Annotated in this window: 26 protein-coding genes; 12 read left to right on the top strand and 14 right to left on the bottom strand. The window is 71.2% G+C overall.

The window, feature by feature from the left end:
* Entirely contained in the window at positions 1-1,398 is a 1,398-nt protein-coding gene (locus tag ACFYR3_RS16915) for an FAD-binding oxidoreductase (RefSeq protein WP_355850549.1), read from the top strand.
* Positions 1,399-1,416: 18 nt separating this feature from the next.
* On the opposite strand, the gene ACFYR3_RS16910 is transcribed toward ACFYR3_RS16915, so the two are convergent.
* The 4 genes from ACFYR3_RS16910 to ACFYR3_RS16895 form a co-directional block, all read right to left on the bottom strand.
* Positions 1,417-2,223, bottom strand: a complete 807-nt coding sequence (locus ACFYR3_RS16910) for an SAM-dependent methyltransferase (RefSeq protein WP_355850552.1) — start codon at positions 2,221-2,223, stop codon at positions 1,417-1,419.
* Positions 2,224-2,259: 36 nt separating this feature from the next.
* Complete coding sequence (locus ACFYR3_RS16905; protein WP_389283578.1) at positions 2,260-2,757, bottom strand: hypothetical protein; 498 nt, start codon at positions 2,755-2,757, stop codon at positions 2,260-2,262.
* A 136-nt stretch (positions 2,758-2,893) separates the two neighbouring features.
* Entirely contained in the window at positions 2,894-3,130 is a 237-nt protein-coding gene (locus ACFYR3_RS16900) for a DUF397 domain-containing protein (RefSeq protein WP_355850557.1), read from the bottom strand.
* Positions 3,131-3,133: 3 nt separating this feature from the next.
* The gene (locus tag ACFYR3_RS16895; protein WP_355850560.1) at positions 3,134-4,000 is read right to left on the bottom strand and encodes a helix-turn-helix transcriptional regulator; all 867 of its coding nucleotides are present in this window, start codon (positions 3,998-4,000) and stop codon (positions 3,134-3,136) included.
* A 254-nt stretch (positions 4,001-4,254) separates the two neighbouring features.
* On the opposite strand from ACFYR3_RS16895, the gene ACFYR3_RS16890 reads away from it, so the two are divergent.
* On the top strand, positions 4,255-5,664 hold the full coding sequence (locus ACFYR3_RS16890; protein ID WP_355850563.1) for a hypothetical protein: 1,410 nt from the start codon (positions 4,255-4,257) through the stop codon (positions 5,662-5,664).
* Between the two features lie 73 nt (positions 5,665-5,737).
* Here the strand turns inward: ACFYR3_RS16890 and ACFYR3_RS16885 are convergent, their stop codons facing one another.
* Entirely contained in the window at positions 5,738-6,529 is a 792-nt protein-coding gene (locus ACFYR3_RS16885) for an SDR family oxidoreductase (RefSeq protein WP_355850566.1), read from the bottom strand.
* Between the two features lie 174 nt (positions 6,530-6,703).
* On the opposite strand from ACFYR3_RS16885, the gene ACFYR3_RS16880 reads away from it, so the two are divergent.
* The 4 genes from ACFYR3_RS16880 (at position 6,704) to ACFYR3_RS16865 (ending at position 9,694) form a co-directional block, all read left to right on the top strand.
* Positions 6,704-7,468, top strand: a complete 765-nt coding sequence (locus ACFYR3_RS16880) for an ATP-binding protein (protein WP_355850569.1) — start codon at positions 6,704-6,706, stop codon at positions 7,466-7,468.
* Positions 7,465-8,037: a DUF6624 domain-containing protein gene (locus ACFYR3_RS16875; protein WP_389283574.1), complete on the top strand. Its 573-nt coding sequence runs from the start codon at positions 7,465-7,467 to the stop codon at positions 8,035-8,037. Before ACFYR3_RS16880 ends, ACFYR3_RS16875 begins: the two co-directional genes overlap by 4 nt.
* Positions 8,038-8,227: 190 nt before the next feature.
* The gene (locus ACFYR3_RS16870; protein WP_355850572.1) at positions 8,228-8,743 is read left to right on the top strand and encodes a hypothetical protein; all 516 of its coding nucleotides are present in this window, start codon (positions 8,228-8,230) and stop codon (positions 8,741-8,743) included.
* A gap of 114 nt (positions 8,744-8,857) precedes the next feature.
* Positions 8,858-9,694, top strand: coding sequence for a hypothetical protein (locus ACFYR3_RS16865; protein WP_389283572.1), 837 nt, complete (start codon positions 8,858-8,860; stop codon positions 9,692-9,694).
* A 46-nt stretch (positions 9,695-9,740) separates the two neighbouring features.
* On the opposite strand, the gene ACFYR3_RS16860 is transcribed toward ACFYR3_RS16865, so the two are convergent.
* Positions 9,741-10,277, bottom strand: coding sequence for a hypothetical protein (locus ACFYR3_RS16860; RefSeq protein ID WP_355850578.1), 537 nt, complete (start codon positions 10,275-10,277; stop codon positions 9,741-9,743).
* A 704-nt stretch (positions 10,278-10,981) separates the two neighbouring features.
* Between ACFYR3_RS16860 and ACFYR3_RS16855 the strand changes: the two genes are divergently transcribed.
* Positions 10,982-11,632, top strand: coding sequence for a DUF4360 domain-containing protein (locus tag ACFYR3_RS16855; RefSeq protein WP_355850581.1), 651 nt, complete (start codon positions 10,982-10,984; stop codon positions 11,630-11,632).
* A 116-nt stretch (positions 11,633-11,748) separates the two neighbouring features.
* On the opposite strand, the gene ACFYR3_RS16850 is transcribed toward ACFYR3_RS16855, so the two are convergent.
* A complete protein-coding gene (locus ACFYR3_RS16850) occupies positions 11,749-11,955 on the bottom strand; it encodes a hypothetical protein (protein ID WP_261705507.1) in 207 nt (68 codons plus the stop codon).
* A gap of 197 nt (positions 11,956-12,152) precedes the next feature.
* On the opposite strand from ACFYR3_RS16850, the gene ACFYR3_RS16845 reads away from it, so the two are divergent.
* The 5 genes from ACFYR3_RS16845 to ACFYR3_RS16825 all read left to right on the top strand — a co-directional run bounded on the left by ACFYR3_RS16845 (position 12,153) and on the right by ACFYR3_RS16825 (position 16,726).
* Positions 12,153-12,389, top strand: a complete 237-nt coding sequence (locus ACFYR3_RS16845; RefSeq protein ID WP_355850584.1) for a chaplin — start codon at positions 12,153-12,155, stop codon at positions 12,387-12,389.
* Positions 12,390-12,619: 230 nt separating this feature from the next.
* Positions 12,620-13,501 (top strand): hypothetical protein, encoded by an 882-nt coding sequence (locus ACFYR3_RS16840; RefSeq protein WP_389283569.1) that lies wholly within the window; start codon positions 12,620-12,622, stop codon positions 13,499-13,501.
* 131 nt (positions 13,502-13,632) lie between these two features.
* Positions 13,633-13,884, top strand: coding sequence for a hypothetical protein (locus ACFYR3_RS16835; protein WP_355850590.1), 252 nt, complete (start codon positions 13,633-13,635; stop codon positions 13,882-13,884).
* A gap of 11 nt (positions 13,885-13,895) precedes the next feature.
* Positions 13,896-15,083: an SPFH domain-containing protein gene (locus ACFYR3_RS16830; protein WP_355850593.1), complete on the top strand. Its 1,188-nt coding sequence runs from the start codon at positions 13,896-13,898 to the stop codon at positions 15,081-15,083.
* Positions 15,084-15,259: 176 nt separating this feature from the next.
* Positions 15,260-16,726 (top strand): FAD-binding protein, encoded by a 1,467-nt coding sequence (locus ACFYR3_RS16825; RefSeq protein ID WP_389283566.1) that lies wholly within the window; start codon positions 15,260-15,262, stop codon positions 16,724-16,726.
* A 34-nt stretch (positions 16,727-16,760) separates the two neighbouring features.
* On the opposite strand, the gene ACFYR3_RS16820 is transcribed toward ACFYR3_RS16825, so the two are convergent.
* The 7 genes from ACFYR3_RS16820 to ACFYR3_RS16790 all read right to left on the bottom strand — a co-directional run bounded on the left by ACFYR3_RS16820 (position 16,761) and on the right by ACFYR3_RS16790 (position 21,197).
* Complete coding sequence (locus ACFYR3_RS16820; RefSeq protein WP_389283564.1) at positions 16,761-17,708, bottom strand: TauD/TfdA dioxygenase family protein; 948 nt, start codon at positions 17,706-17,708, stop codon at positions 16,761-16,763.
* A 362-nt stretch (positions 17,709-18,070) separates the two neighbouring features.
* A complete protein-coding gene (locus tag ACFYR3_RS16815) occupies positions 18,071-18,538 on the bottom strand; it encodes a peroxiredoxin (RefSeq protein WP_355850602.1) in 468 nt (155 codons plus the stop codon).
* Complete coding sequence (locus ACFYR3_RS16810; RefSeq protein ID WP_261705500.1) at positions 18,535-18,915, bottom strand: DoxX family protein; 381 nt, start codon at positions 18,913-18,915, stop codon at positions 18,535-18,537. Before ACFYR3_RS16810 ends, ACFYR3_RS16815 begins: the two co-directional genes overlap by 4 nt.
* A 520-nt stretch (positions 18,916-19,435) precedes the next feature.
* Positions 19,436-19,834, bottom strand: coding sequence for a hypothetical protein (locus ACFYR3_RS16805; RefSeq protein WP_389283561.1), 399 nt, complete (start codon positions 19,832-19,834; stop codon positions 19,436-19,438).
* 104 nt (positions 19,835-19,938) lie between these two features.
* Entirely contained in the window at positions 19,939-20,244 is a 306-nt protein-coding gene (locus tag ACFYR3_RS16800; protein WP_356785830.1) for a hypothetical protein, read from the bottom strand.
* Positions 20,245-20,383: 139 nt separating this feature from the next.
* On the bottom strand, positions 20,384-20,818 hold the full coding sequence (locus ACFYR3_RS16795; RefSeq protein ID WP_355850608.1) for an ATP-binding protein: 435 nt from the start codon (positions 20,816-20,818) through the stop codon (positions 20,384-20,386).
* A 112-nt stretch (positions 20,819-20,930) separates the two neighbouring features.
* Positions 20,931-21,197 (bottom strand): WhiB family transcriptional regulator, encoded by a 267-nt coding sequence (locus ACFYR3_RS16790; RefSeq protein ID WP_355850611.1) that lies wholly within the window; start codon positions 21,195-21,197, stop codon positions 20,931-20,933.
* Positions 21,198-21,399: the final 202 nt, after the last annotated feature.

The following is a 21,399-nucleotide window of genomic DNA, read 5'->3' as shown; positions in this document are numbered from 1 at the left end:
ATGTCCATCACACCGGTACAAGCGGCGCGCCAGGAACTGTCCGGATTCAAAGGGCAGCTGATCGGCCCGGAGGATTCCGGGTACGACGAGGCCCGCGCCGTCTACAACGCGATGATCGACCGGCGGCCGGCCCTGGTGGCGCGCTGCGCCGACCCGGACGACGTCGCCCTCATCATCGGCTTCGCCCGCGACCACGCTCTCCCGCTCGCGGTGCGCGGCGGCGGCCATCACGGGGCGGGCCTGAGCACCTGTGACGACGGTGTGGTCCTCGACCTCTCCCCGCTCAAGGACATCGAGGTCGATCCGTCCGCGCGCACGGTACGCGTCGGCGGCGGCTGTGTCTGGGGCGAGGTCGACCGGGCCACCAACGCGCACGGCCTGGCCACACCGAGCGGCATCATCTCCACCACGGGCGTCGGCGGCATCACCCTCGGCGGCGGCCTCGGACATCTCACCCGCAAGTGCGGACTGACCATCGACAACCTGCTGGAGGCCGACCTGGTCCTGGCGAACGGGGAGCGCGTACGGGCCAGTGCCGACGAGAACCCGGACCTCTACTGGGCGATCCGTGGCGGCGGCGGCAACTTCGGCGTCGTCACCTCGTTCCTGTTCCGGCTGCACGAGGTGAGCACGGTCGTCGCGGGCCCCACCTTCTGGCCCGTCGAACTCGGCGCCGAAGTCCTCACCGCCTACCGCGACTTCATCCCGAACGCGCCCCGCGAAGTGGGCTGCTTCTTCCTCTTCGGCTCGGTCCCGCCCGGTCCGCCGTTCCCGGAGGAGATGCACCTGAAGAAGGTGTGCGGTGTGGTGTGGTGCCGCGTCGGGGAGGATGTCGACGCGGCGGCCCGGGACATGGCCCCGCTGCTCGACGCCCTGCCCGCGCCCCTGCTGCACGGTCCCGCGCCGATGCCGCACCCCGCGATCCAGTCCGCGTTCGACGGCGTCTACCCGCCCGGCGACCAGTGGTACTGGCGAGCGGACTTCGTCGACGAGATCCCCGCCGAGGCCGTCGACCTGCACGCCAAGTACGGTGCCGAGGCACCGACCTGGAAGTCGACGATGCACATGTACCCCATCGACGGCGCCGTCCACGACCACGCCCCGACGGACACCGCCTGGAGCTACCGCAACTCCGGCTGGGCCTCCGTCTTCGTCGGTGTCGACCCCGACCCGGCCAAGGCCGATGCCGTCAAGCAGTGGAGCGTCGACTACTCCGAGGCCCTCCACCCGTTCTCCGCGGGCGGCGCGTACGTCAACATGATGATGGACGAGGGCCAGGAGCGCGTCCGGGCCAGCTATCGCGACAACTACGGGCGGCTGGCCCGCGTGAAGGCCGAATTCGACCCGGGCAACCTGTTCCGCCTCAACCAGAACATCGAGCCGGCGACCTCCGACTGACGGCTCGGGCGGGTCCGCTCACGACTTGCGGGCCACGCCTCCGTGGACGTCCGTGGGCTCGGGCGACGTACCGGGCTCCGGACGCCACAGGGGGCAGGACACGATGCCGGGCTCGACCGGTTCGAGCCCCTCGTAGTACGCGGCGATCTGTTCGGGGCTGCGCAGCACGTAAGGAATCGCGCCCGTGTCGTCGTACCCCTGCTGGGCCTCCTTGAGCGCCGCGTCGGTGTCCGTGCTGTCGTAGTGCACGAAGTAGCTGCCGGAAGGGAGCGCCGCCTGGAGCCGCCGGACGATCGACCTGGCCTCCTCGTAGTCCTGGATGTGGCCGAGGATGCCCATCAGCATCAGGGCGACGGGCCGGGAGAAGTCGAGGATCCGGGACGCCGCCTCGATGATCTTCTCGGGCTCGTGCAGATCCGCGTCGATGTAGTCGGTGACGCCCTCGGGTGTGCTCGTCAGCAGCGCCTGGGCGTGGCGCAGCACCAGCGGGTCGTTGTCCACGTAGACGATGCGGGACTCGGGTGCCACCCGCTGGGCGACCTGGTGGGTGTTGTCGTACGTGGGCAGACCGGTGCCGATGTCGAGGAACTGACGGATGCCGAGCTCGCCGGCCACGAAGGTGACGGTACGGATCAGGTAGTCGCGGGAGGCGCGGGCCATGGTCTCGATGTTCGGGGCGACTTCGCGGTAAGCGTCACCCGCCACCCGGTCCACCTCGTAGTTGTCCTTCCCGCCCATCCAGTAGTTCCAGATGCGAGCCGAGTGCGGCACCGTGGTGTCGATCTTCGACAGCGCGTCCTGGTCGGGGGCGGGTCGGTCCGTCATGAGAGTTCTCCTGCCGTGCGTCACGCGGTCGGTTCTCTAACCTATCGTCAACATACGTACACCAAGCCCGAGTTGATGGATCGTGTGAGCGGAGACCCGGACGGGTTTGGCCGGTTCCCCGGTGTCGAGGGTGATCACGGGGACATGCTGGGCCAGGGTGCGCAGCACCCGCTCGTAGGCGCCGGCCGCCTCGGCGTCGTCCGTCTCACCCGTCATGTGGACCAGCGCGCCGTCGCGTTCGGCCACCGTCTCCGCGAAGTCGAGCGCCTGGATCCAGGTCACCCGGGATCGCCCGCGGCGCAGCGGTCCGTAGACCAGCTCGTGGACGAGACCGCCGTCGACGGCCAACCGGCCCGGCGCGGACAGGAGTTCGCGGTACGGCTGGGTGGGGTCCACATGATGAAGGTGCCCGTGCAAGGGGCGGATCATGAAGTGATGGCGGGCCAGCTCGGCGAGCAGGGCGCGCCTGTCGAGACCGTCGGGACCCTCGACGACAAGGGTCCGGCACCGCGTGAGGGCCTGGTGGAGGATCATGCCTGTACCCACTCCCTCCGGGACGACCGGCTCACCCAGTGTGGGGGGACAACCCGCACGGCGGGAGTGTGCGTGCGGGTTGTCCGGTTGCGGGGGCGTAGTTGCGGCTTCGCCGGAGGCGCGGCGCCGGTTCCGCTCAGGCGATCAGGAAGTCGGCCTGTCCGGACTTGGCGCCCTCGATGAACGCGGCGATCTCGTCGCGGGAGCAGATCAGCGCGGGCCCCTCGGGGTCCCGCGACTGGCGCAGGGCGACGCTCCCGTCGGGAAGTCGCTTGGCCTCGACGCAACTTCCGCCGTTGGTGCCGCTCCAGGGCTTGTGCCAGCCCTCGGCTCCCAGCTCGACCGCGGACATGCCGTTGTGCACGGATCCCATGGATCACAACTCCTTACGCAGTTCGCCCAGGATGGCCCTGGTCCGAGCGACCGGCTCCGCCTGTACGGACATCCGGTCCAGTACTTCGAGATAGCTGACGACATCGTCGGGCCGGTCGACGTAGACCGCGCCGACCAGGCTCTCCGTGTAGACGATGTCGGGGAGTTCGGAGAAGCCGAAGCGGAAGTGGTGGAAGGGGCCGAACGCGCCCGGATGGGCGCCCACGCCGAAGCGCATGATCTGGATCCGGACCTTCGGCATGTCCAGGACCTCGGTCAACCGGTCGAACTGCGCCCGCATCACGCCGGGTCCGCCGACCGGGCGGCGCAGCACCGTCTCGTCCAGGATCGCCCAGACCGCCGGGGCCTCCGGCTTGGCGAGCAGGTCCTGACGCTTCATCCGCAGGGCGACGCGGCGCGCGATGTCCCCCTCCGGCTCGTTGGGGAAACCGACGCGCATCAGCGTGGTGGCGTAGTCGTGGGTCTGCAACAGGCCCGGAACGTAGTGAGGTTCGTAGAGGCGGATGACGCTGGCTTCGCTCTCGAGGCTCACGTAGGCGCTGAACCAGTCCGGCAGGACGTCGCGGTACTTGTACCACCAGCCCGGCTGGTTGGCCTCCCTGGCCAGCGCGAGGAAGTCGTCGACCTCCGCCGCCGGGACCCCGTAGAGGCGGAGCAACTCCCTTACGTACGGGATGCGGAGTCCGACCTCGGCCTTCTCGATCCTGCGGACCGTCAGAGCCGTGACCTCGAGGGCACGTGCCGCCTCCTCGAAGGAGACGCCCGCCTGTTCCCGCAGCTGCCGCAGCCGTTTCCCGAGAACCATCCGCAGGACGGTCGGCGCGCTGCCGCCGGAGCGGTTCTCGCTCACGTCCTACCTCCCGGGAACGGCCGTCTCAGCGTGCAGTGTGCCACGCGGTCGATGACAGTGACAGAGCGATGCGGATCGTTCTGAAATTATCAGGGCGCCGGTTGCACAGGTGCTCGGCGGGCCACCATAGTGATCGAGTGACCTGTCGCACATTCGGCGACGATCACGCTCAACTGTGCTCGTTCGTACCGGAATTGAAGTCTCGGCAGGTATGGGTCGGAGCGCAGCCGCACGCGGATGTGAGGCGATACGGGATGGCCACCGTGACCGAGGGACAGGCGAGGAACGCCGGCGGGACCGCCGGGGGCAATCGGGTGCTGGGGGCCGCGCTCAAGGAGGCCGGCTGCTCCTACGCCTCTCTCGCCCTGCGGGTCAATGAACTGGGGCGCCGCCAGGGCGTGGACTCCCACTACGACAAGGCATCGGTCACCCGATGGCTCCAGGGGCAGCAACCGCGCGGCGGCACACCGGAGTTGATCGCCACCGTACTGTCCGAGCGGATAGGCCGCGCGCTGTCTCCCGCGGACCTCGGATTCCATTCCGATCCCCAGCGCCCGGTCGCGAGCAGAGCGCTCGTCTACGGCGAGGACGTGGCGGAGACCCTGCACACGCTGGCGGAACTGGGCTCCACCGACATCTCCCGCCGCAGCCTTCTGGGCGCGGTCCCCTTCGTCGCGGCGGCCCTGACGACCCCTCAGCGCGAGTGGCTGCTCTGGCTGTTGGAGCACCAGGACACGGTGACCTCGACCCTGCCCGTGAGCGGCGGGCCGGTCGAGCAGGTGCACGCGATGATCGCCGTGTTCGACCAGATGGACAACCACTACGGCGGCGGCGGGGTCCGCACCAGCATCGTGCACTATCTGTCCACCGAGGTCGTCCCCATGCTGCAGCAGCGCGGCACCCCGCCCCGGCAGCGCCGCCAGTTGTACGCGGCCGCCGCGCGCCTGGCCGCGATGGCCGGCTGGAGCTCGTACGACGCGGGGGAGTACGGCCTCGCCCAGCGCTACATGACCCAGGGTCTGCGCCTGTGCGCCGAGGGCCGTGACCGGGTGCTGGGCGGCCAGATCCTCGCGGGGCTCTCCCACCTCGCCACCAACCTGGGCCGCCCCGACGAGGGGGTGGCACTGGCCCGCGCCGGAATCGTCACGGCGCAGGGGGCGGGCAGCCCCCTCGGCCTGATGCGGCTGTACGCCATGTCGGCGCGTGGACACGCCGCGCAGGGCCGCCCCGACGACGCCTCCGAGGCGCTGCGGCTGGCGGAGCGGCAACTGGCGGCGAGCAAGGGGGCCGAGCAGGAGTCGCTGTGGGTCCGCTATCTGGACCACCACTACCTCCAGGCCGAGTCCGCCCTGTGCTTCCGCGACCTGGGGCTGGCCCGCCAGGCCGAGCGCACGGCGAGCGAGTCGCTCGGCTCGGGCACCGACCGGCGCAGGCGCCAGGCCATCAGCCGCTCCGTCCTGGCGACCGCGCACCTCCAGCAGGACCGCCTGGACGAGGCGGTCGGCACCGCGACACTGGCCCTCGAAACCCTCAGCGCCGTCCACAGCGAACGCTCGGTCCAGGCCCTGCGCGACTTCCGCAGGCGCCTCGACCCCCGTCGCGGCGAGCCCGTCGTGCAGGAGTTCGAGCGCCGCTCCCGCGGTGTCCTCGGGGCGGCGGCATGAGCGCCGGGCAGGTCACCGACGGGCCGGGCACGGTGTCATGACCCCGAGCGGCGCCGCCGGTCCGCGGCGCGGCTCAGTACCCCTCGGGGGAGGGGGCGTTCTGGGCGCGGTCGACCGGGACGTGCGCGCCGGAGATCCCGCTCGACCAGTCCGAGAGCAGGAACGCCACGACCCGGGCGACCTCCTGCGGCGCCACCGGCGCACCGCCCGGCAGCTCCGCCGCCACGAAGCGGGCGAACGCCTCGGGATCCTCCCGGCGCATCCGGTCCCAGCGCCGGCCGGGGATCAGCATCGAACCGGGGGAGACCGCGTTCACCCGGATCCCGTCCGGACCGAGCTCGCGGGCCAGCGAGGAGGCCAGCTGTATCTGCGCGGACTTCGCTACCGAGTACTGCGCGGGCGGTCCCGGCTTCCAGCCGGAGATCGAGGAGATCACCACGACGGAGCCGCCGCCGGCGGCCCGCAGATGCGGGACCGCGGCCCGCACCAGCCGGGTCGCGTGACCGACGTTCACCGCCCAGGTCGCCGCCCAGTCCTCAGCGTCCGCCTGCTCGAAGCCGCCCCCGCGGGATCCGCCCGTGCAGGCCACCACACCGTCCAGGCCGCCGAAGCGTTCCGCCGTGTCCTCGACGAACCGTTCCAGTTCCTGGGGCGCCGTGACGTCGAGCGGCCGGGTGAACAGGCCGGGGCCCATCGAAGCGGCCAGTGCCTCCAGACCCCGCGCGGTGCGCGCACAGGTGGCCACCCGCACGCCCTCATCGGACAGCAGCCGCACGATCTGCTCGCCGAGTCCTCGCGTACCGCCGGTGACCAGCACCCGTTTGTCACGCAGTCCGGCTCGGCCGGTGTCACCGTCAAGGGACACCGTCGCCCGGTCCCCGCTCCCGTTCCTCACAAGATCGAACATACATCCCACGCCACTACGCGCTTGCAACCGGACAACCCGAATACCCCCTGGTCGCCGAGGCAGTCCGACGTGTTGGCTGCACGGGCAGCCGCCGAGACAGCCTCCCCCCGCGCTGCACCCGAAGGAGGACCGATGACGGCATCCAGGGCACCGCGCCGCGGGCCGTCGGCCTCACCGGCCCCCGAAATCCGGGCTCTGGAGCACGAGACGCGGGCTTCGGAGCAGGGGATGTGCGAGACGGACGAGCACGCGCTCCGCGCCCGCCCCACGGAACAGGCGGAGCCCCCCGCACCGGCGGTGCAGGCGCCGTCCGGGGCCCCGGCCTCTCCCGCGGGTTCCACGCCCTGCGCGGCGTCCGTCGGTTCCGGGCCGTCGGGGGCCCCGGCCTCTCCCGCGGGCTCCGCCTCGTCCGCGGCCTCCGGCCTCCCCGTGGTTCCCGTGCCCTCCGGGGCTGCCGCGCCGAAGGTCATCCCTTCGAGCCCGGTACGAGGGGCGCACCTTCTGCGGACCACCGTCCCGGCGCACCCGTCGCGGGTGCCCGGTGTGCGGGCCATGGTCGCCGAGTACCTCACCCGCCTGCGGCTGCCGCCCGAGCGCGCCGACGACGCGGTGCTCGCGGCCGGCGAACTCTTCACCAACGCCCTCAGACACGGCAGCCCGGACCGCGGCGACACCATCACCGTCATCGTCGAGTGCGACCCGTGCGAGCTCCGCCTGTCCGTCGCCGACCGCTCGTCCGCCCTGCCCGCGGCGCGTACGGCGGGCGGAGCCGAGGAGTCGGGACGCGGACTGGCGATCATCGCCGCGCTGACCGACGACTGGGGCATCGCGCCGGCCGACCCGGGCACCACGGGAAAGAAGGTGTGGTTCTCGATGGTGTTTCAGGGGGAGCCGTGAAGGCGTTCCCGCTGCATCCGGCCACGGACGCCGAGGCGCGCCCCGAGGGCCCGGGGGCCGCGCCGATGGTCCCCGGGCTCGCCAGGGCCCTCGCGGCGGAGCTCGTACGCCGGGCCGACGAGGAGCGGAGCCTGATGCGCCAGGCACGCGACCGTCCCGCCGGGCCGTGGCGGGAGGCCCTCGGCGCATGCCGCGCGGGCAATGCCGAAGCACTCGCGACGATCGTCCGGCGACACGGCTGGCCGACCACCGACCAGGTCGGCGCACCCGCCTCGACAGCGGCCCTGATGATCCTGCTGCACGCCCCGGACCTCGGCCTGCAGCTCGGCTGCCGGGACCTGATCGCCCAGGCCGCGGCCGACGGACGTTGCCCCGCCCTGCACCACGCCTATATTGCCGACCACTGCGCCGTCGAACTGGGCCTGCCGCAGTTCTACGGCACCCGTGTCGATCCCGTCACGCTGCGCCCGTATCCCGTACGCCGGCCGGGGACCGTCGACGAACGGCGCCGTGATGTCGGCCTGGGTCCGCTCGACGAACAGCTGAGGCGCCTGCGCGAGCGCGCGTGAGGCGCCCGGGAAACGTGATGTGTAGCACGCACGTAAATGCCCCTCACCGGCCTCCTGGAAACGTTCTGGCTGGGCACGGCTTGATCGCCGATCAAGAAAGGGGAAATCACCGGCCACGGGATGTTCGGCGCATTTGACACTTCGTTGAGGGCACAGATAGGAACAACTCTCTGAAGTGGAGAGGTGAACTGTGCGCGAGCCGAACGTGGTCGGGGACTGGCAGGAGTACGACGAGCAGGCCGGCCTGCGTGTTCGCGTCCATGCGGTCGAAAAGGCGGAGCCCCCGAAGGGGCGCGACGACGCCGCCGACGAACTCACCTACTTCAGATTTCGGGTGACCGTCGAGAACCGGGCCACCGAGCATTTCGGCATCCATCTCGAAGACGGCCAGATCGATATCCGCGTCGGCGCCGACGGCGAGAGCGCCTTCCTCGACTGGCGGAACTCGCAGTTCATCGAGGGTTTCGACATCTATCCCCTGCGCCGGGCCACCGCGGTCCTCTTCGCCGCGGGCCCCGACGCCGTCCTGCACCGGATGGACATCCAGGTCCAGCTGAAGGTCGACGACGAGTGGACCGAGCGCTACCTCTGGGCCGGTGGGATCGAGAACGACGCGGCCGTCGAGGCGGGCGCGCGTCCCGACCCGGCCCGGGACAGCCTCGCCTGTCAGGTCAGCAACTTCCTGAGGCGCGAGGCGGACTCCTGAGCCCACCGGCCTGAGCAACGCCGAGCACAGGGGTCCTCCCGTCCGTGGAGACCGTCCAAAGTGTGACGGGGCGGGCGAACGCCGGTTTTCGCCGCGGCGGGCTAAGGTCGCCAGGTGAGTCGAACCGAAGCGCGCTCCGAGGGGGCGGGTCCGTTCACGACCCGGCTGACCTGGCGTCTCATGGACGGGCGCACCGCGGTCTGGGAATCGCGCCTGGCCCGCAAACGCGGCCTGCTCATCGTGCGCGCCCCGGGTGAGCGCGCGGCCCGTGCCAAACGGGCGGACACCGTGTCGATCGGCCGGCTGCGCCGGCTGAACGCCATCGCCGCGTCCGCGTTCACACTCGGCGGGCTTCTCTTCGCCCTCGGGGCCGGGGTCGCCCAGTTCGGTTCGGGCGGCGCGACGGGCGCCTGGATCTACTTCGCCGGCGGCCTGTTCTTCAACACCGGGGGCTATGCCTCACTGCTCCAGGCGGTGAACGCTCCTCGCCGGGACAGCGAATCCGGTTCGCTGGCGGGGCGGCGCTGGAGGTGGTGGAGCTACGAGCCCGGCCGGATCGACTGGCTCAGTACCTTCGTGCTGTTCGTGGGAACGCTCGTGTTCGGCGTCAACCTGCTGGACTCGCTCCTGCGGGGACTCTCGGTCCAGCAGACGGACCGGCTGATCTGGGCCCCCGACATGGTCGGGTGCGTCCTGTTCCTGGTCTCCGGCCACCTCGCGCTGGTCGAGGTCTGCCACGGGCGTCCGCGCGTTCTCGCCGGCGACCTCGGCTGGTGGATCGTCGCGGTCAACCAGTTCGGATCCGTGCTCTTCTTCGTCTCGGCGCTGGCTGCCTTCACGCGCCCCGAGACCGGAAGTCTCGTGAACGTCGACATCGCCAACTGGGGCACCATCGTGGGAGCGCTGTGCTTCTCGGCCGGAGGTGTGATCCAGTTCTTCGAGCGGCCCTGAGGGGTACCGCGGGACGCGCGGATCCTGCGTCGGCGCTCGTCCAGCGCTAGCCCGCCGGGTTGCCCTCCACCCACTGGATGAGCAGCTGCCGTACGTACGGATTTCCCTCCTGGGCGGCGTGCGCCAGCCGCTCCGCGCTCGCCCGTGCCGCCCGCCAGCCGGCCGGGGTGTCCTCGGCGTTGGCGTGGTCCGCGGCGGCCAGCGCGTCGGCCGCGAGGAGGCGCAGTTCCTCGGAGAGATCGTCGTCCGCGGCGGCCCGGTACGCCTCCAGGCGCAGGGCCGCGAGGTCGGCCGGTGAGGGGGCGGGCTGCGCGGATGGCTGGGCGTAGCCGCTCACCGCTATGACCACGCAGAAGGTGGCGACGTCCCTGCGGCTCTCCGACTGGCCCTTGGCGATGGCGGGCGCGAGCCAGGTGGGGGCCCGCCAGTGCGAGACCGCCGTGGCGAGCGTGAGGGCAACGGTCAGCAGCGCGAAGGGAATCCAGCCACCGAAGAACCAGCCGATCGGCCCGAGTACCAGGAAGCAGACGGCACTGCTCATCCATATCCGACGGCGGCCGAGTCTCAGGTGTCGTGGATCCATGTGCCTCAGTGTCGCAGGGGCGTCCGGGGCGCGCTGAGGGGGCGGGCGATTCGCGCGGCCCCGTCGCCTTTCGGTCCTTCCGGGGACACCGGAATGCCCGGGTCAGGACACCGGAATGCCCGCCTCAGGACGTACGGAGAAGTGGCACCGCCCGCGAAACCGGGCGCCACTGGCCCAACCCGGCCCCACCGTGCGTCTTTTGGCCACACCCCGGGCGCCGTGTGAGGGGAGATGCGTGCGCGTGCCATGGGACGGCCGGCGGGCGCGCGCCGCACGGTCCGTCACCCGGCGAGGGGTCGGGAGCGCCCAGGCATCCGCCCCGCGCCGTGGTGGCGGGCACGCAGGGTGACGGCCGCCGCGGGGCGGAGCGTCCGCGTCCGCGGCCGTGGGTGGCGAGAACCGCGGTGAACGGGCCTCGTGGCCGTGGCGGCAGGTGTGAACGGCGCGTATCGAATGGCCGGAGATGGCCCTGTCCACCCCGACCCCCCGTACGTACGATTTCGTCACTCCCGGTCTTCACAGCTCCTTCACAGCCGGGAATGGACTGCGCATGTGTATTTGTCATGCGCATGTTCAAATATGCGCGCTTGATCCAACGCACTGGTCTGCGACGGTTCCCCGTTCCTTCGGGGGCCGCACCCCCCATTTCACGGCGTGCAGCCGCGTGCTGCCGCCGGAACACCGACGCAACGGATTGGAGCACCATGGCTGGTGGCCTGCTTCTGGGTGGCGCGATCGCCGCCCTGTTCGCCACAGCACTTCCCCTGTCGAGCCCGTCCTCCGGGATCGAAGACCCGCCCCCGGACAAGATCGTCATCAGTGTCGCCACGGTCAACGGTTCCGGTTGCCCCCAGGGAACCGCGGCCGTCGCCGTCTCCCCGGACAACACCGCCTTCACGGTGACCTACAGCGACTACCTGGCACAGGTCGGGGGCAACGCCGACCCCACCGCGTTCCGCAAGAACTGCCAGCTCAACCTGATCGTGCATGTCCCGCAGGGCTTCACCTACGCCATCGCCAGCGCGGACTACCGCGGCTTCGCCTCGCTCCAGGCGGGTGCCAGCAGCACGGAGAAGGCCTCGTACTACTTCCAGGGGTCCTCGAACACGGCCTCCATCACCCACCCCTTCCGTGGCCCGTACGGCGACGACTGGCAGTCCACGGACACCACGGACTGGGCCCAACTGGTCTGGGCCCCCTGCGGTGTTCAGCGCAACTTCAACATCAACACCGAGCTCCGCGTCAACGCGGGCACCTCGACGCCCGGCAGTTCCAGCTTCATGACCATGGACTCGACGGACGGTGACATCAGCACCGTCTACCACCTGGCCTGGAAGGAGTGCCCCGCTTCCTGACCCGTCGCCCACGCGCAGGTCCTCGGTCGGCTCCACCGCATCGGAGCCGGCCGAGTCGGCCCGGGCATCGTCCTGCGGGCAGGGCTGGGGGCTGTCGTTCGGACGAACGACAGGCCCTAGGGCAGCAGCTTGTCGACCGCCGCGGAGCCTTCCTCCTGGAGCTTGCGCTCGGCCCAGGCGAGGTTCTGCGGAGTGACGTCGCGACCCGCGGCGAGCACCAGGTCCTCGGCCGTCACCGGACCCTCGGTGCCGGTGTGCAGCAGCGAGTCGGGGGTCGCCCTGTCGTCGGAGGGCGTGGACGCGTCGGGCTGACTGGTTGGCATGGTTTCTCCCTGTTCCACCGGATCTGTTCTCACGCTACGGGCATTCCGTACACCCCGCGCGACGCACCCGGTGTCGGGCCCGGCCCCCGGTGGTCGCGGCAGGCGAACCCCCGTTCGGCTGCGCTGGAATGTCGACAACCATTCGCGGAGGTGATGGTGGAGGAGCTCGCACCCCTGTGAATGAACGGAGCTTTGGAATGCGCATTCGTCTGATGGCCGCTGCCGGACTCGCCAGTGTGGCCCTGCTGGCCACTGCCGGGACCGCCGCCGCCGATGGCCCCGGCCCGGTGGGCGTCGCGGCGAACAGTCCCGGACTCCTGTCCGGCAATGTCGTCCAGATCCCCATCGACGTCGACGCGAACGTCTGCGGCAACACGGTCCACGTGGTGGGTCTGCTGAACCCGGCGATCGGAAACGTCTGCAAGAACAACTGACGATCAGGTTCGCCGGCCGGGCAGGCGCTGCCCGGCCGGCGGGACCGGCCCGAGCCCGGCGGCTCACTCACCCTCCCGAGTGAGCCGCCGGGCTCGAGTGCGTTCGGGGTCAGTTGACGATTCCTTGACGGGGAGCCGACGCCTGGCGTCCATTCATTGGTCTGTACATGACCATCAGGGCGGGCCGGACTGTGCGCCGACCAGTCACCCCCCATCGAGGAGCACCTTTCATGCGCAAGCCCGCACCGCAACGTTGTCACGCGGTCCTGGCCGGTCTCGTCACCCTCACCACCGCCGCGGTCCTGTCCGTGGCCACCGGAGCGCCCGCGTCGGCCGCCGACACCTGGAACGAGGTGGGCTCCGACCGCGCCGACCCGCTGACCGAGAGCCAGGGCCTGACCTCCGTCGAGGTCCCGGCAGGCAGCCCCAACCACTACACGGGCATCGGCACGATCCCCACCGGTGTGAGCAGCCGAGGCTGGAACCACATCGGCGACCCGGACGCCTCCTACAACGGCTACTACGTCGAGCCGTACCAGAGCGACTCCGGCAACGCGAAGATGTTCCGCGTGCAGGCGCCGGGCGGCGCCTGGTCGGAGTACGTCCACACGCTGAGCGCCGGAGAGGCGCTGAACAACTCCTTCGACACCATCACGCCGAGCGGTTCGTGGATGGTGTCCGGCGAGTACGGCACGATGAACCGGCTCCTGGTGTTCCCGACCCCCGGCGTCAACCCGGCGACCTCGCCCTCCGTCAACCTTCCGCAGGCGTCCACCATCAACCTCGACCACGCCGTACGGGACGTACAGGGCTGCGACTTCGTCACCGCGACCCAGCTGCTGTGCTCGTCCGACGACCCCGCCGGAACGCTCTTCGGCATGACCAAGCCGCTGCTGCAGATCGACCTGTCCGGCGAGCCGAACGGCACGGCCGACGTCTCCGGACACGTCACCGCGCTGCGCCAGCTCCCGCTGCGCAGCTCCTGCTCGGGCACCTTCGAGGTGGAGGGCATCGACTACGACCGCCGCTCCGCCACCCTGCGCGTGATCGTGGTGTCACCGGGCTTCTGCGTACTGACCGACAGCAAGACCTATCGCTTCACCAAGAGTTGAGCCCACACTCCTTGTAAGGCCCGGGCGCGTACCCCACCGAGGGGCTGTTGACGGACGGGGGGCGTGCGCGCCCGGAAAAGGGCTGGGTCTAAGGTCGGATACAGATTCAGAGTGATGGGGGGTGGCCGGCTGTGGTACAGGACGAAGCCGTGATCGGCTGCACGGGGGAACTGCTCATCGGCACCCGGGGATCCGCCGGTCCCGGCGAGATCCTGGTGCGAGTGAGAGGCGGATCCGAGACCTTCCATGCCTGGTCTCGGGAGCCCCTGCCGAAGGGGGCGACCGTGCTGGTCATCGAGTCCAGGGGATGCCGTGAGGTCGACGTCATCGAATGGGTCGATCCGCTGGACGCGCTGGACGGCGACGCCGTCGGCGCCGATTGAGAAGGAGAAGCATGTTCGGTTATCGCGTACCCGCTCCCGATGAGGCGATGTTGATCTCGGGTGGCAGGCGGGGACTGGGGGGCGCGCCGTTCCGAGTGGTGACGGGGCACGGCAAGTTCGTGCTGCCCGTCTTCCGTAAGACCCGCTTTCTGACCCTGTCGATGTGCGAGGCGGAGGTCACCGAGACCTGTGTCACCAAGCAGGGCATCTCGCTGCACGTCCGCGCCGTGATCGCGTTCAAGGTCGGCAACGACACCGAGAGCATCATCAACGCGGGGCAGCGGTTCCTGTCCGACCAGGGTCAGATGTCGATCCTGACGGGCCGGATCTTCGCGGGCCATCTGCGTTCCATCATCGGTTCGATGACGGTCGAGGAGATCGTCACCGAGCGGCAGAAGCTCGCCGCCGAGGTGCTCGACACCTCGAAGCTGGAGATGGCGAAGATCGGCCTGATCGTCGACTCGCTCCAGATCCAGTCGATCGACGACGGCGAGACCGGTTACATCGACGCGATGTCCGCGCCGCACAAGGCGGCCATCCAGCGCCAGGCCCAGATCGCCCAGGCGCAGGCCACGCAGGCCTCCGTCGAGGCGGAGCAGGTCGCGGCACGCAACCAGGCCGAGTACGCCCGGCAGACCGCGATCGTGAGGGCGGAGTACTCGGCGGAGGTGGACCGGGCGCAGGCGCAGGCCGCCCAGGCCGGCCCGCTCGCCCAGGCCCACGCCCAGCAGGAGGTTCTCGCCGCGCAGACCGAACTCGCCCAGCGCGCGGCCCAGTTGCGCCAGCAGCAGCTGGTCGCCGAGATCGTCAGGCCGGCCGAGGCCGAGGCCGAGCGGATCAAGGTGCTCGCCATCGCCGACGCCGAGCGCATGAAGATCCAGGCCGAGGCGGCTGCGTCGCACGACCGGGTCGCGCTCGACCGGATGCTGATCGACCAGCTCCCGCTCATCGTCAAGGAGGCGGCGGGCGGTCTCGCCGGTGCGAACGTCAACGTCCTCAACGGCGCCGACGGCCTCGGTGAGATAGCGGCCGGCCTGGTCGCCCAGGGCCTGACCATCCTCGACTCGGTCCGCCAGAACCTGGGCGGACAGAACTCCGAGAACCGTCCCGCGAAGGCGAACAGCCCGCTCGAACTCCAGGGGTACAGCCGTACGCCCGTCGACGGGGACGAGCCGGAGGGCTCCTCGAAGGCGAACTGACCCGAGTTCCTGGTTCCCTCCGCGTCCGCCGTCCCTCCCGGGGCGGCGGACGCGGCCGTTTCCGACGGCACTGGCGCACCAACACCCGCGTTCGGATCAATGGGCCCGGATGTCCCTCAAGTCCCTTACACTCTGCCCCAGTTGATCGTTTGACGCGGCCGCCCCAGGAGGAGCGCATGCCCCGGACACCCTCGCGACGTACCGCACTGCAGGGCCTCGCCGCCGCCGGCGCCGCGGTCGTCGGGTTCGATCCCTTCACCCGCAGCTGGGCGGCCACCACCACCGACCGGCCGCTCGCCGGCCTCCCGCGGCTGGACGGGAGCGTCCATACCGACGACGCCTCGCTCACGGCGGACGCCGACGACTTCGGCCACATCGTCCACCGGCGTCCCGTCGCCGTGCTGCGGCCGGGCTCGGTCCACGACATCGTCGCGATGGTCCGCTTCTGCAACGAGCACGGGGTGTCCGTCGCACCGCGCGGTCAGGGCCACGCCACGCAGGGGCAGGCGCAGGTCGACGGCGGCCTGGTCATCGAGACCACGCCGCTCGCGTCCATCGGCCCGGTCGGGCCGGGGAGCACGACGGTCACCGTCGGCGCGGGCGCCAAGTGGAGCGAGGTCGCCCGGGCCACCCTGGCGCACGGACTCACCCCGCCCACCTTCACCGACTATCTCGAACTCTCCGTCGGCGGCACCCTGTCGGTCGGCGGCATCGGCGGCCAGACCCACCAACGGGGCGCCCAGGTCGACAACGTGACGGAACTCCAGGTCGTCACCGGCGCGGGCCATCTCGTCCGCTGCTCCCCGACCCACCACCGCGACCTGTTCCTCGCCGTGCTCGCCGGGCTCGGCCAGTGCGCCATCGTCGTCGGCGCCACCCTGCGCCTGGTCCCAGCGCCCGAGACCGTACGCCACTACCTCCTTCCGTACGACGACCTGCGCAGCTTCCTCGACGACCAGCGGCTGCTCGTCGAGGAGGGTCGCTTCGACTACGTCGAGGGCCAGGTGACCGCCGACGCCGACGGGGCGTTCAACGCCTATGTCCTCGAAGCCGTCGCCTACGGGCCGCCCGCCTTTCCGGCCCCCGACGACACCACGCTGCTGCGCGGACTGCGGCACGACCCCGCGGGGGTGCAGACGAGCGACCTCGGCTACTACGACTTCCTCGACCGGCTCGCCGCCGGAGTCGCCGCGCTCAAGGCAGCGGGTCTGTGGGCCTTCGCCCACCCCTGGCTGAACCTGTTGCTGCCGGGCCGTTCGGCGGCGACGCTGGCCGCGTCCCTGCTGGAGGACCTCACCCCGGCCGACCTCGGCCCCGGCGTCGTCCTTCTGTACCCGGTGCTGCGCGAGAGCCTGCACACCCCGCTGCTCCGCACTCCCGACGACCCGGTGTCCTATCTGCTGGCCGTCCTGCGCACGACCCCGCCCGACGACACCGCGACCGTGGACCGTCTCCTCGCCGCCAACCGCGCCGCCTACGACACCGTCCATGCGGCGGGCGGCACCCACTACCCGGTCGGCTCGGTCCCGTTCGACGCGGCGGACTGGCGCGAGCACTTCGGCCCCGCCTACCGACGGCTGGCCACCGCCCGGCACACCTACGACCCGCGCGGAATCCTGGTCCCGGGGCAGGGCATCTTCTGACGCCCGCCGCTCCCGCCGTAGGGCCCGCCCGTGCTCACCAGCGGCCGGGCTCGCTGCCCACGATCGCCGCCGACGGCTTCCCGTCCACCCCCTCCGGGACATCACCGGCCAGCATCACCCGGTGCATGACCCGGGGGTGGTCGACATGGGCGATGTCGCTCGGCGCCAGATGGATGGTGGCCCGGTTGTCCCAGAACGCCACGCTGCCCGGCTCCCACCGGAAGCGGACCGTGTACTCGGGCCGGGTCGCCTGCTCCAGCAGCATGTCCAGGAGGGCCCGGCTCTCCGGCCGTGACACCTGGAGAATCTGCTCGACGTAGTAGCCGTTGACGAACAGCACCCGCTCGCCCGTCTCCGGGTGCACCCGCACCAGCGGGTGGTCGGTGGCGATCTGACGGTCCAGCAGATGACGTACGTACGCGTCGTCGCCCGGCCGGGTCTGGTACCCGACCCCCAGCCGGTGCTCGGCCCGCAGACCGTCGGCGAAGGCGCGCACGGGAGCCGACAGGCCGGCGTAGGCGACGGCCAGGTTCGACCAGGTCGTGTCGCCTCCGTACGGCGGCACGGTCTCGGCGCGCAGGATCGTCGCGGCCGGGGGATCGACCCGCGCGCCGTGGTCGCAGTGCCACCCGCGCGACAGCGAATGGCGGCGCCTGCGCAGCCACTCCTCGTGGTCCATGCCGTACCGCCCGCCCAGCTCGAGCCGGTCGGCCGTCGTCTCGACCTCGGGGAAGTCCCTGGGCGACGCGCTGCCCCGGGACGGGAGGCGGACCGGTGTCCCGAACCGGCGCGCGAAGGCGACATGAGAGGCGTGGTCGAGCCGTTGGCCGCGGAAGAACACCACCTTCCAGCGCAGCACCGCCGCCCGGATCGCGGCGACGGTCTCGTCCGTCAGCGGCTCCGCCAGGTCGACTCCCGTGATCTCGGCGCCGATGTGTCCGGCCGCCGGCTTCACTTCGAGAGGTGTGACCTGGTCCGTCATGGGGCCTCCGTGGATCGTGCTGTCGGCTCGTCGGTGTTCAGCATGACCGCCGGCCCGCACCCCCGACAGGCCGCCGCACGGCCGGGGCGGGCATCGCGCGGAAGGGCGGGCGCCGCGCGGAAGGGCGGGCGCCGCGCACGGGAGGTGCGCGGTTCGCACGGGGTGTGTCCCGTTTCGTGCACTTGCTGTGCCGCACTCCCTTTTGGCGGGACCGGCCGGTGTCGAGAATGAGGCGAAGTGAACGGGGCCCGCCCTCCATCCGCATAGGGGCGGGGCCCGTTTACTTCGACCACTTCAACGCGACCGCGTGTGACCGCGCCCCGGATGTCTCGGTCCCGGTGCGGTCCCGGTGCGGGACGGCGTCAGTCCCGGTGCTCGCGCAGGGCGGCGAGGGCGCGGTCGGCGTGGACGCTCATGCGCAGTTCGCTGCGGACCACCTCCAGGACGGTGCGGTCCTGCGCGATGACGAAGGTGACCCGCTTCGTGGGGGCCAGCGTGAAGCCGCGCTTCACCCCGAACCGCTCCCGTACGGTGCCGTCGACATCGGACAGCAGCGGGAAGCCGAGCGTGTGGCGGTCGGCGAACTCCTGCTGCCGGTCGACCGCGTCACCGCTGATCCCGACCGGACGTGCGCCGGCGCCCGTGAATTCGGTGGCCAGATCGCGGAAGTGGCAGGCCTCGGCGGTGCAGCCGCTGGTGAGGGCGGCGGGATAGAAGAACAGCACCACCGGCCCGTCGGCCAGCAGCTCGGACAGGCTCCGGTTCGTCCCGGTCTCGTCCGGCAGCGTGAAGTCCTCGACCTGGTCGCCCACGTTCACCTGAGATGTCATGACTGTCCCTTTCCGGACCGAGCGACTCCGCGGGCCCACAGGACGAGCGGCACCTGGAGCGGGAGCCGCGCCAGAGCCGCCGCCTTGAGGGGCGCGGGACGATGACGCCAGTCCACGGCCATCTGGACATTGGCGGGGAAGACACCGACGAAGAATGCGGCGGTGGCCAGCGCGGCCGCCCGGCGCGTCCGGGGGAGCGCCACTCCGGCCGCCAGGGCGAGTTCGGCGACCCCGCTCGCGTACGTCCAGGTCCGCGGCGCTCCCGGGAGAGCGCGCGGGATGGTGGCGTCGAACTGCCGTGGTACGGCGAAGTGGGCGACGCCCGCGGTGGCCAGAAGGCCTGCGAGCAACAAGGGCGATCGTTCCGACCGTGGCACGGTTCCTCCTCCGGGGGCCTGCCGCGGATATTACTGGAGGGTAAGTGTCCGTGATACGGGTGGGACGGGTCGATCGCGTGCCGTCCGGGGGCGTGGGCGGTGGCTGCCGGCGGACCGAACGCCCGTACCGGGAGAAGACCGGCGTCCTTTCGCCGTCGGAGTGGCCCGAGACGCGCGGTCGGGTCGGTCATCGGACGAGATCCGGACGCGCGGCTCGGGCATCGGACGAGGTCCGGGTCCGCGGCGGCGAACGGGAAGGCCTCCGAACCCCCCGCGGGGCCGGCCCGGGCAAGAGGTGGGATTTCGGCCCGTCGGGCGAAGTCCGGGGAATGCGCGAACGTCCGGGACCGGCCTTCTCCGACGTCCAGGAGGGCGCCGGGAGGTTGGCCGTCCAGGGACGTCCGAGAGCGCGACGCGATCACGGCGCCTCTCCGCTGCCGCGATCGCGTTTCCCGTCCCGTTCCCCGTCCCGTTCCTGTGAGCGGCCCGCCCCCGCGAGCACCCGTTCGTCAGCCGGGACTCACGCCGTCAGGGCGTCCCGGGACGCGCCCGGGGCCGTCGTGGCGGCGGGCCGAACCGCGGCCTGGACCGAATACGTGGTCTTCGCGGGGTCGACGAGAGGGTCTCCGAGAACGATCCGGCCCGCCGCGTGCAGCGCGTCGCACTCGCCGGTGGGCAGGGCCACATAGCAACCGCCGCGCCCGGTGGCGGTGTCCAGGGGAAGCCAATAGCCGTACCGGCGGCGGCCGTTCGCGTGCACGGTGAGGCGGACGGGGAACCGTCGCTGGGTGATCAGACGCAGGACCTCGGCACCTTCGGCACTGAGCGGGGTGTGGGTGCGGGGAAACGGCCGCAGCATGGTCACCGGCCTGCCGGCGGGGCTCGCGGCACGGCGGTGCGAGGTCGGCGTCATGTGCATGCGGCCTTTCGACGGACGGATCGGATCACGCATCGCGGGGGCGGTGACGTTCGGGCTGATGATCATTGTTGCGCAGGGCACTGACATTCGGGGCGGGTTTGTGTTCAGCGGCGTTGCGTCGGTGCCTGAACGCGGTGGGTCCGGGCCGCGAGCCGGCCCTGGACGAAGGGATCCGTCGCGGGGTCGTACGCCCCGGCGTGGTCGGCCAGGGCGTCGGTGATCCGTTCCCACTCCTCCACCTCCGCCCGCGCGTCGAGCGCCTGCCGGCCGGTGGGGGAAACGTCCGCGGCCGCGTTCCGGGCGTCGTCGAGGGCCGCCTTCGCCCGGTGATGATTCATTCCGGTGGCGGCGCGGCACACCCGCTCCCACACGGCGTGCTCCAGCGCGGACGGTTCGGGTTCGGGACTCAATGCTCCACCTCGCTCGTGCGACGGGACCGCTTGCCTCGTCGGACCCGGGTGCCCCCGGCGGGCGCGACGACACCTCCGCGCGCATCACCCGTGCCCGCGTCACCAAGGCGTCGGCGGGCGGGCGCGGCCGAACGTTTCGTCACCAGGGCAGGAACGCGTGGATGTCCTTGCCGTCGGGCCGCACGATCACGCTCACCTGGTCGCAGAGCGCCTGGATGAGATGCCAGCCGATGCCGCCCCCGCCCTGGGAGGGGCGGAAGCGGCGTGGCGCGGGCCGGGTAGTGCTGCTGTCGCGAAGCGTCACGTGCACACCGTCGAAGGTGGGACGCATGCGCAGCTCGAAGGGACCGGGCGCGTACTGGACGGTGTTCGCGGCCAGCTCGGTGACCACGAGCAGGATGTCGTCCCAGTGCTCGGCAGCCGAGGGCGGTGACGTTCGCGCGAGGGCGCGCAGATAGCCGTCGGCGGCCAGCCGCGCGTCGGTCACGTTGCGCAGGTGCCCGCCGAACGCGCTGGTGAGGGCCCCGATCTCCTCGTACGACGGCTTCTTTTTCCGGCTCTGATCGATTTTCATCGCGCCCTTCGTTCGGATCTCGTCGGCGGAGTGGCACTCGCCGCGTCGCGACCCGGTCACCTGGATCAGCTCCCGGCCCCATGGCGAGGGTCCGGTTCTGCCCGCCGTTCCGCTACGCCGGGGTGTCCTGGGAGCGGGAACGCCTGCGGGAGCGGCGGCGCGCCAGCGCGCGGCGTTCGGATTCGCTGGTACCGCCCCAGACACCGACGCTCTGGCCCGTGTCCAGGGCCCAGCGCAGGCACTCGTCGCGGACCGGGCAGCCGGCGCAGACTGCCTTCGCCTCCTGGATCTGCAGCATGGCGGGGCCTGTGCTGCCGATGGGGAAGAACAGGTCGGGGTCGACGGTGCGGCACGCCGCGGAATCACGCCAGTTGTCCATACGAGCCTCCTGTGATCGAAGTGGACGCGTTCGTCGGGTTTCGGTTCCCCCTCGGGTCACCCTTGATCGCCCGGCTGAAACGGGCGAGGCGGCAAAGATCCCGTGGATTCCGGATCGGCCGCACGGGGCGAGCACGCCGGGTGGCGGGAAACGGCTCCGGTCGGCGGACCGCCGTCCCCCGGTCGGCTCGGTGGACGCACCG

Origin of the sequence: Streptomyces sp. NPDC005784 (genome assembly GCF_042871525.1) — a bacterium.
In the GTDB taxonomy this organism is placed as follows: Bacteria; Actinomycetota; Actinomycetes; order Streptomycetales; family Streptomycetaceae; genus Streptomyces.
This window is presented reverse-complemented; position numbering and strand designations above follow the sequence as displayed.

Bases quoted from the DNA above. Each gene is read 5' to 3' on its own strand.
- ACFYR3_RS16915 (WP_355850549.1), top strand. From the start codon at position 1: ATGTCCATCACACCGGTACAAGCGGCGCGCCAGGAACTGTCCGGATTC.
- ACFYR3_RS16910 (WP_355850552.1), bottom strand. From the start codon at position 2,223: ATGACGGACCGACCCGCCCCCGACCAGGACGCGCTGTCGAAGATCGAC.
- ACFYR3_RS16905 (WP_389283578.1), bottom strand. From the start codon at position 2,757: ATGATCCTCCACCAGGCCCTCACGCGGTGCCGGACCCTTGTCGTCGAG.
- ACFYR3_RS16900 (WP_355850557.1), bottom strand. From the start codon at position 3,130: ATGGGATCCGTGCACAACGGCATGTCCGCGGTCGAGCTGGGAGCCGAG.
- ACFYR3_RS16890 (WP_355850563.1), top strand. From the start codon at position 4,255: ATGGCCACCGTGACCGAGGGACAGGCGAGGAACGCCGGCGGGACCGCC.
- ACFYR3_RS16880 (WP_355850569.1), top strand. From the start codon at position 6,704: ATGACGGCATCCAGGGCACCGCGCCGCGGGCCGTCGGCCTCACCGGCC.
- ACFYR3_RS16860 (WP_355850578.1), bottom strand. From the start codon at position 10,277: ATGGATCCACGACACCTGAGACTCGGCCGCCGTCGGATATGGATGAGC.
- ACFYR3_RS16855 (WP_355850581.1), top strand. From the start codon at position 10,982: ATGGCTGGTGGCCTGCTTCTGGGTGGCGCGATCGCCGCCCTGTTCGCC.
- ACFYR3_RS16850 (WP_261705507.1), bottom strand. From the start codon at position 11,955: ATGCCAACCAGTCAGCCCGACGCGTCCACGCCCTCCGACGACAGGGCG.
- ACFYR3_RS16845 (WP_355850584.1), top strand. From the start codon at position 12,153: ATGCGCATTCGTCTGATGGCCGCTGCCGGACTCGCCAGTGTGGCCCTG.
- ACFYR3_RS16840 (WP_389283569.1), top strand. From the start codon at position 12,620: ATGCGCAAGCCCGCACCGCAACGTTGTCACGCGGTCCTGGCCGGTCTC.
- ACFYR3_RS16830 (WP_355850593.1), top strand. From the start codon at position 13,896: ATGTTCGGTTATCGCGTACCCGCTCCCGATGAGGCGATGTTGATCTCG.
- ACFYR3_RS16825 (WP_389283566.1), top strand. From the start codon at position 15,260: ATGCCCCGGACACCCTCGCGACGTACCGCACTGCAGGGCCTCGCCGCC.
- ACFYR3_RS16820 (WP_389283564.1), bottom strand. From the start codon at position 17,708: ATGACGGACCAGGTCACACCTCTCGAAGTGAAGCCGGCGGCCGGACAC.
- ACFYR3_RS16815 (WP_355850602.1), bottom strand. From the start codon at position 18,538: ATGACATCTCAGGTGAACGTGGGCGACCAGGTCGAGGACTTCACGCTG.
- ACFYR3_RS16805 (WP_389283561.1), bottom strand. From the start codon at position 19,834: ATGCACATGACGCCGACCTCGCACCGCCGTGCCGCGAGCCCCGCCGGC.
- ACFYR3_RS16795 (WP_355850608.1), bottom strand. From the start codon at position 20,818: ATGAAAATCGATCAGAGCCGGAAAAAGAAGCCGTCGTACGAGGAGATC.
- ACFYR3_RS16790 (WP_355850611.1), bottom strand. From the start codon at position 21,197: ATGGACAACTGGCGTGATTCCGCGGCGTGCCGCACCGTCGACCCCGAC.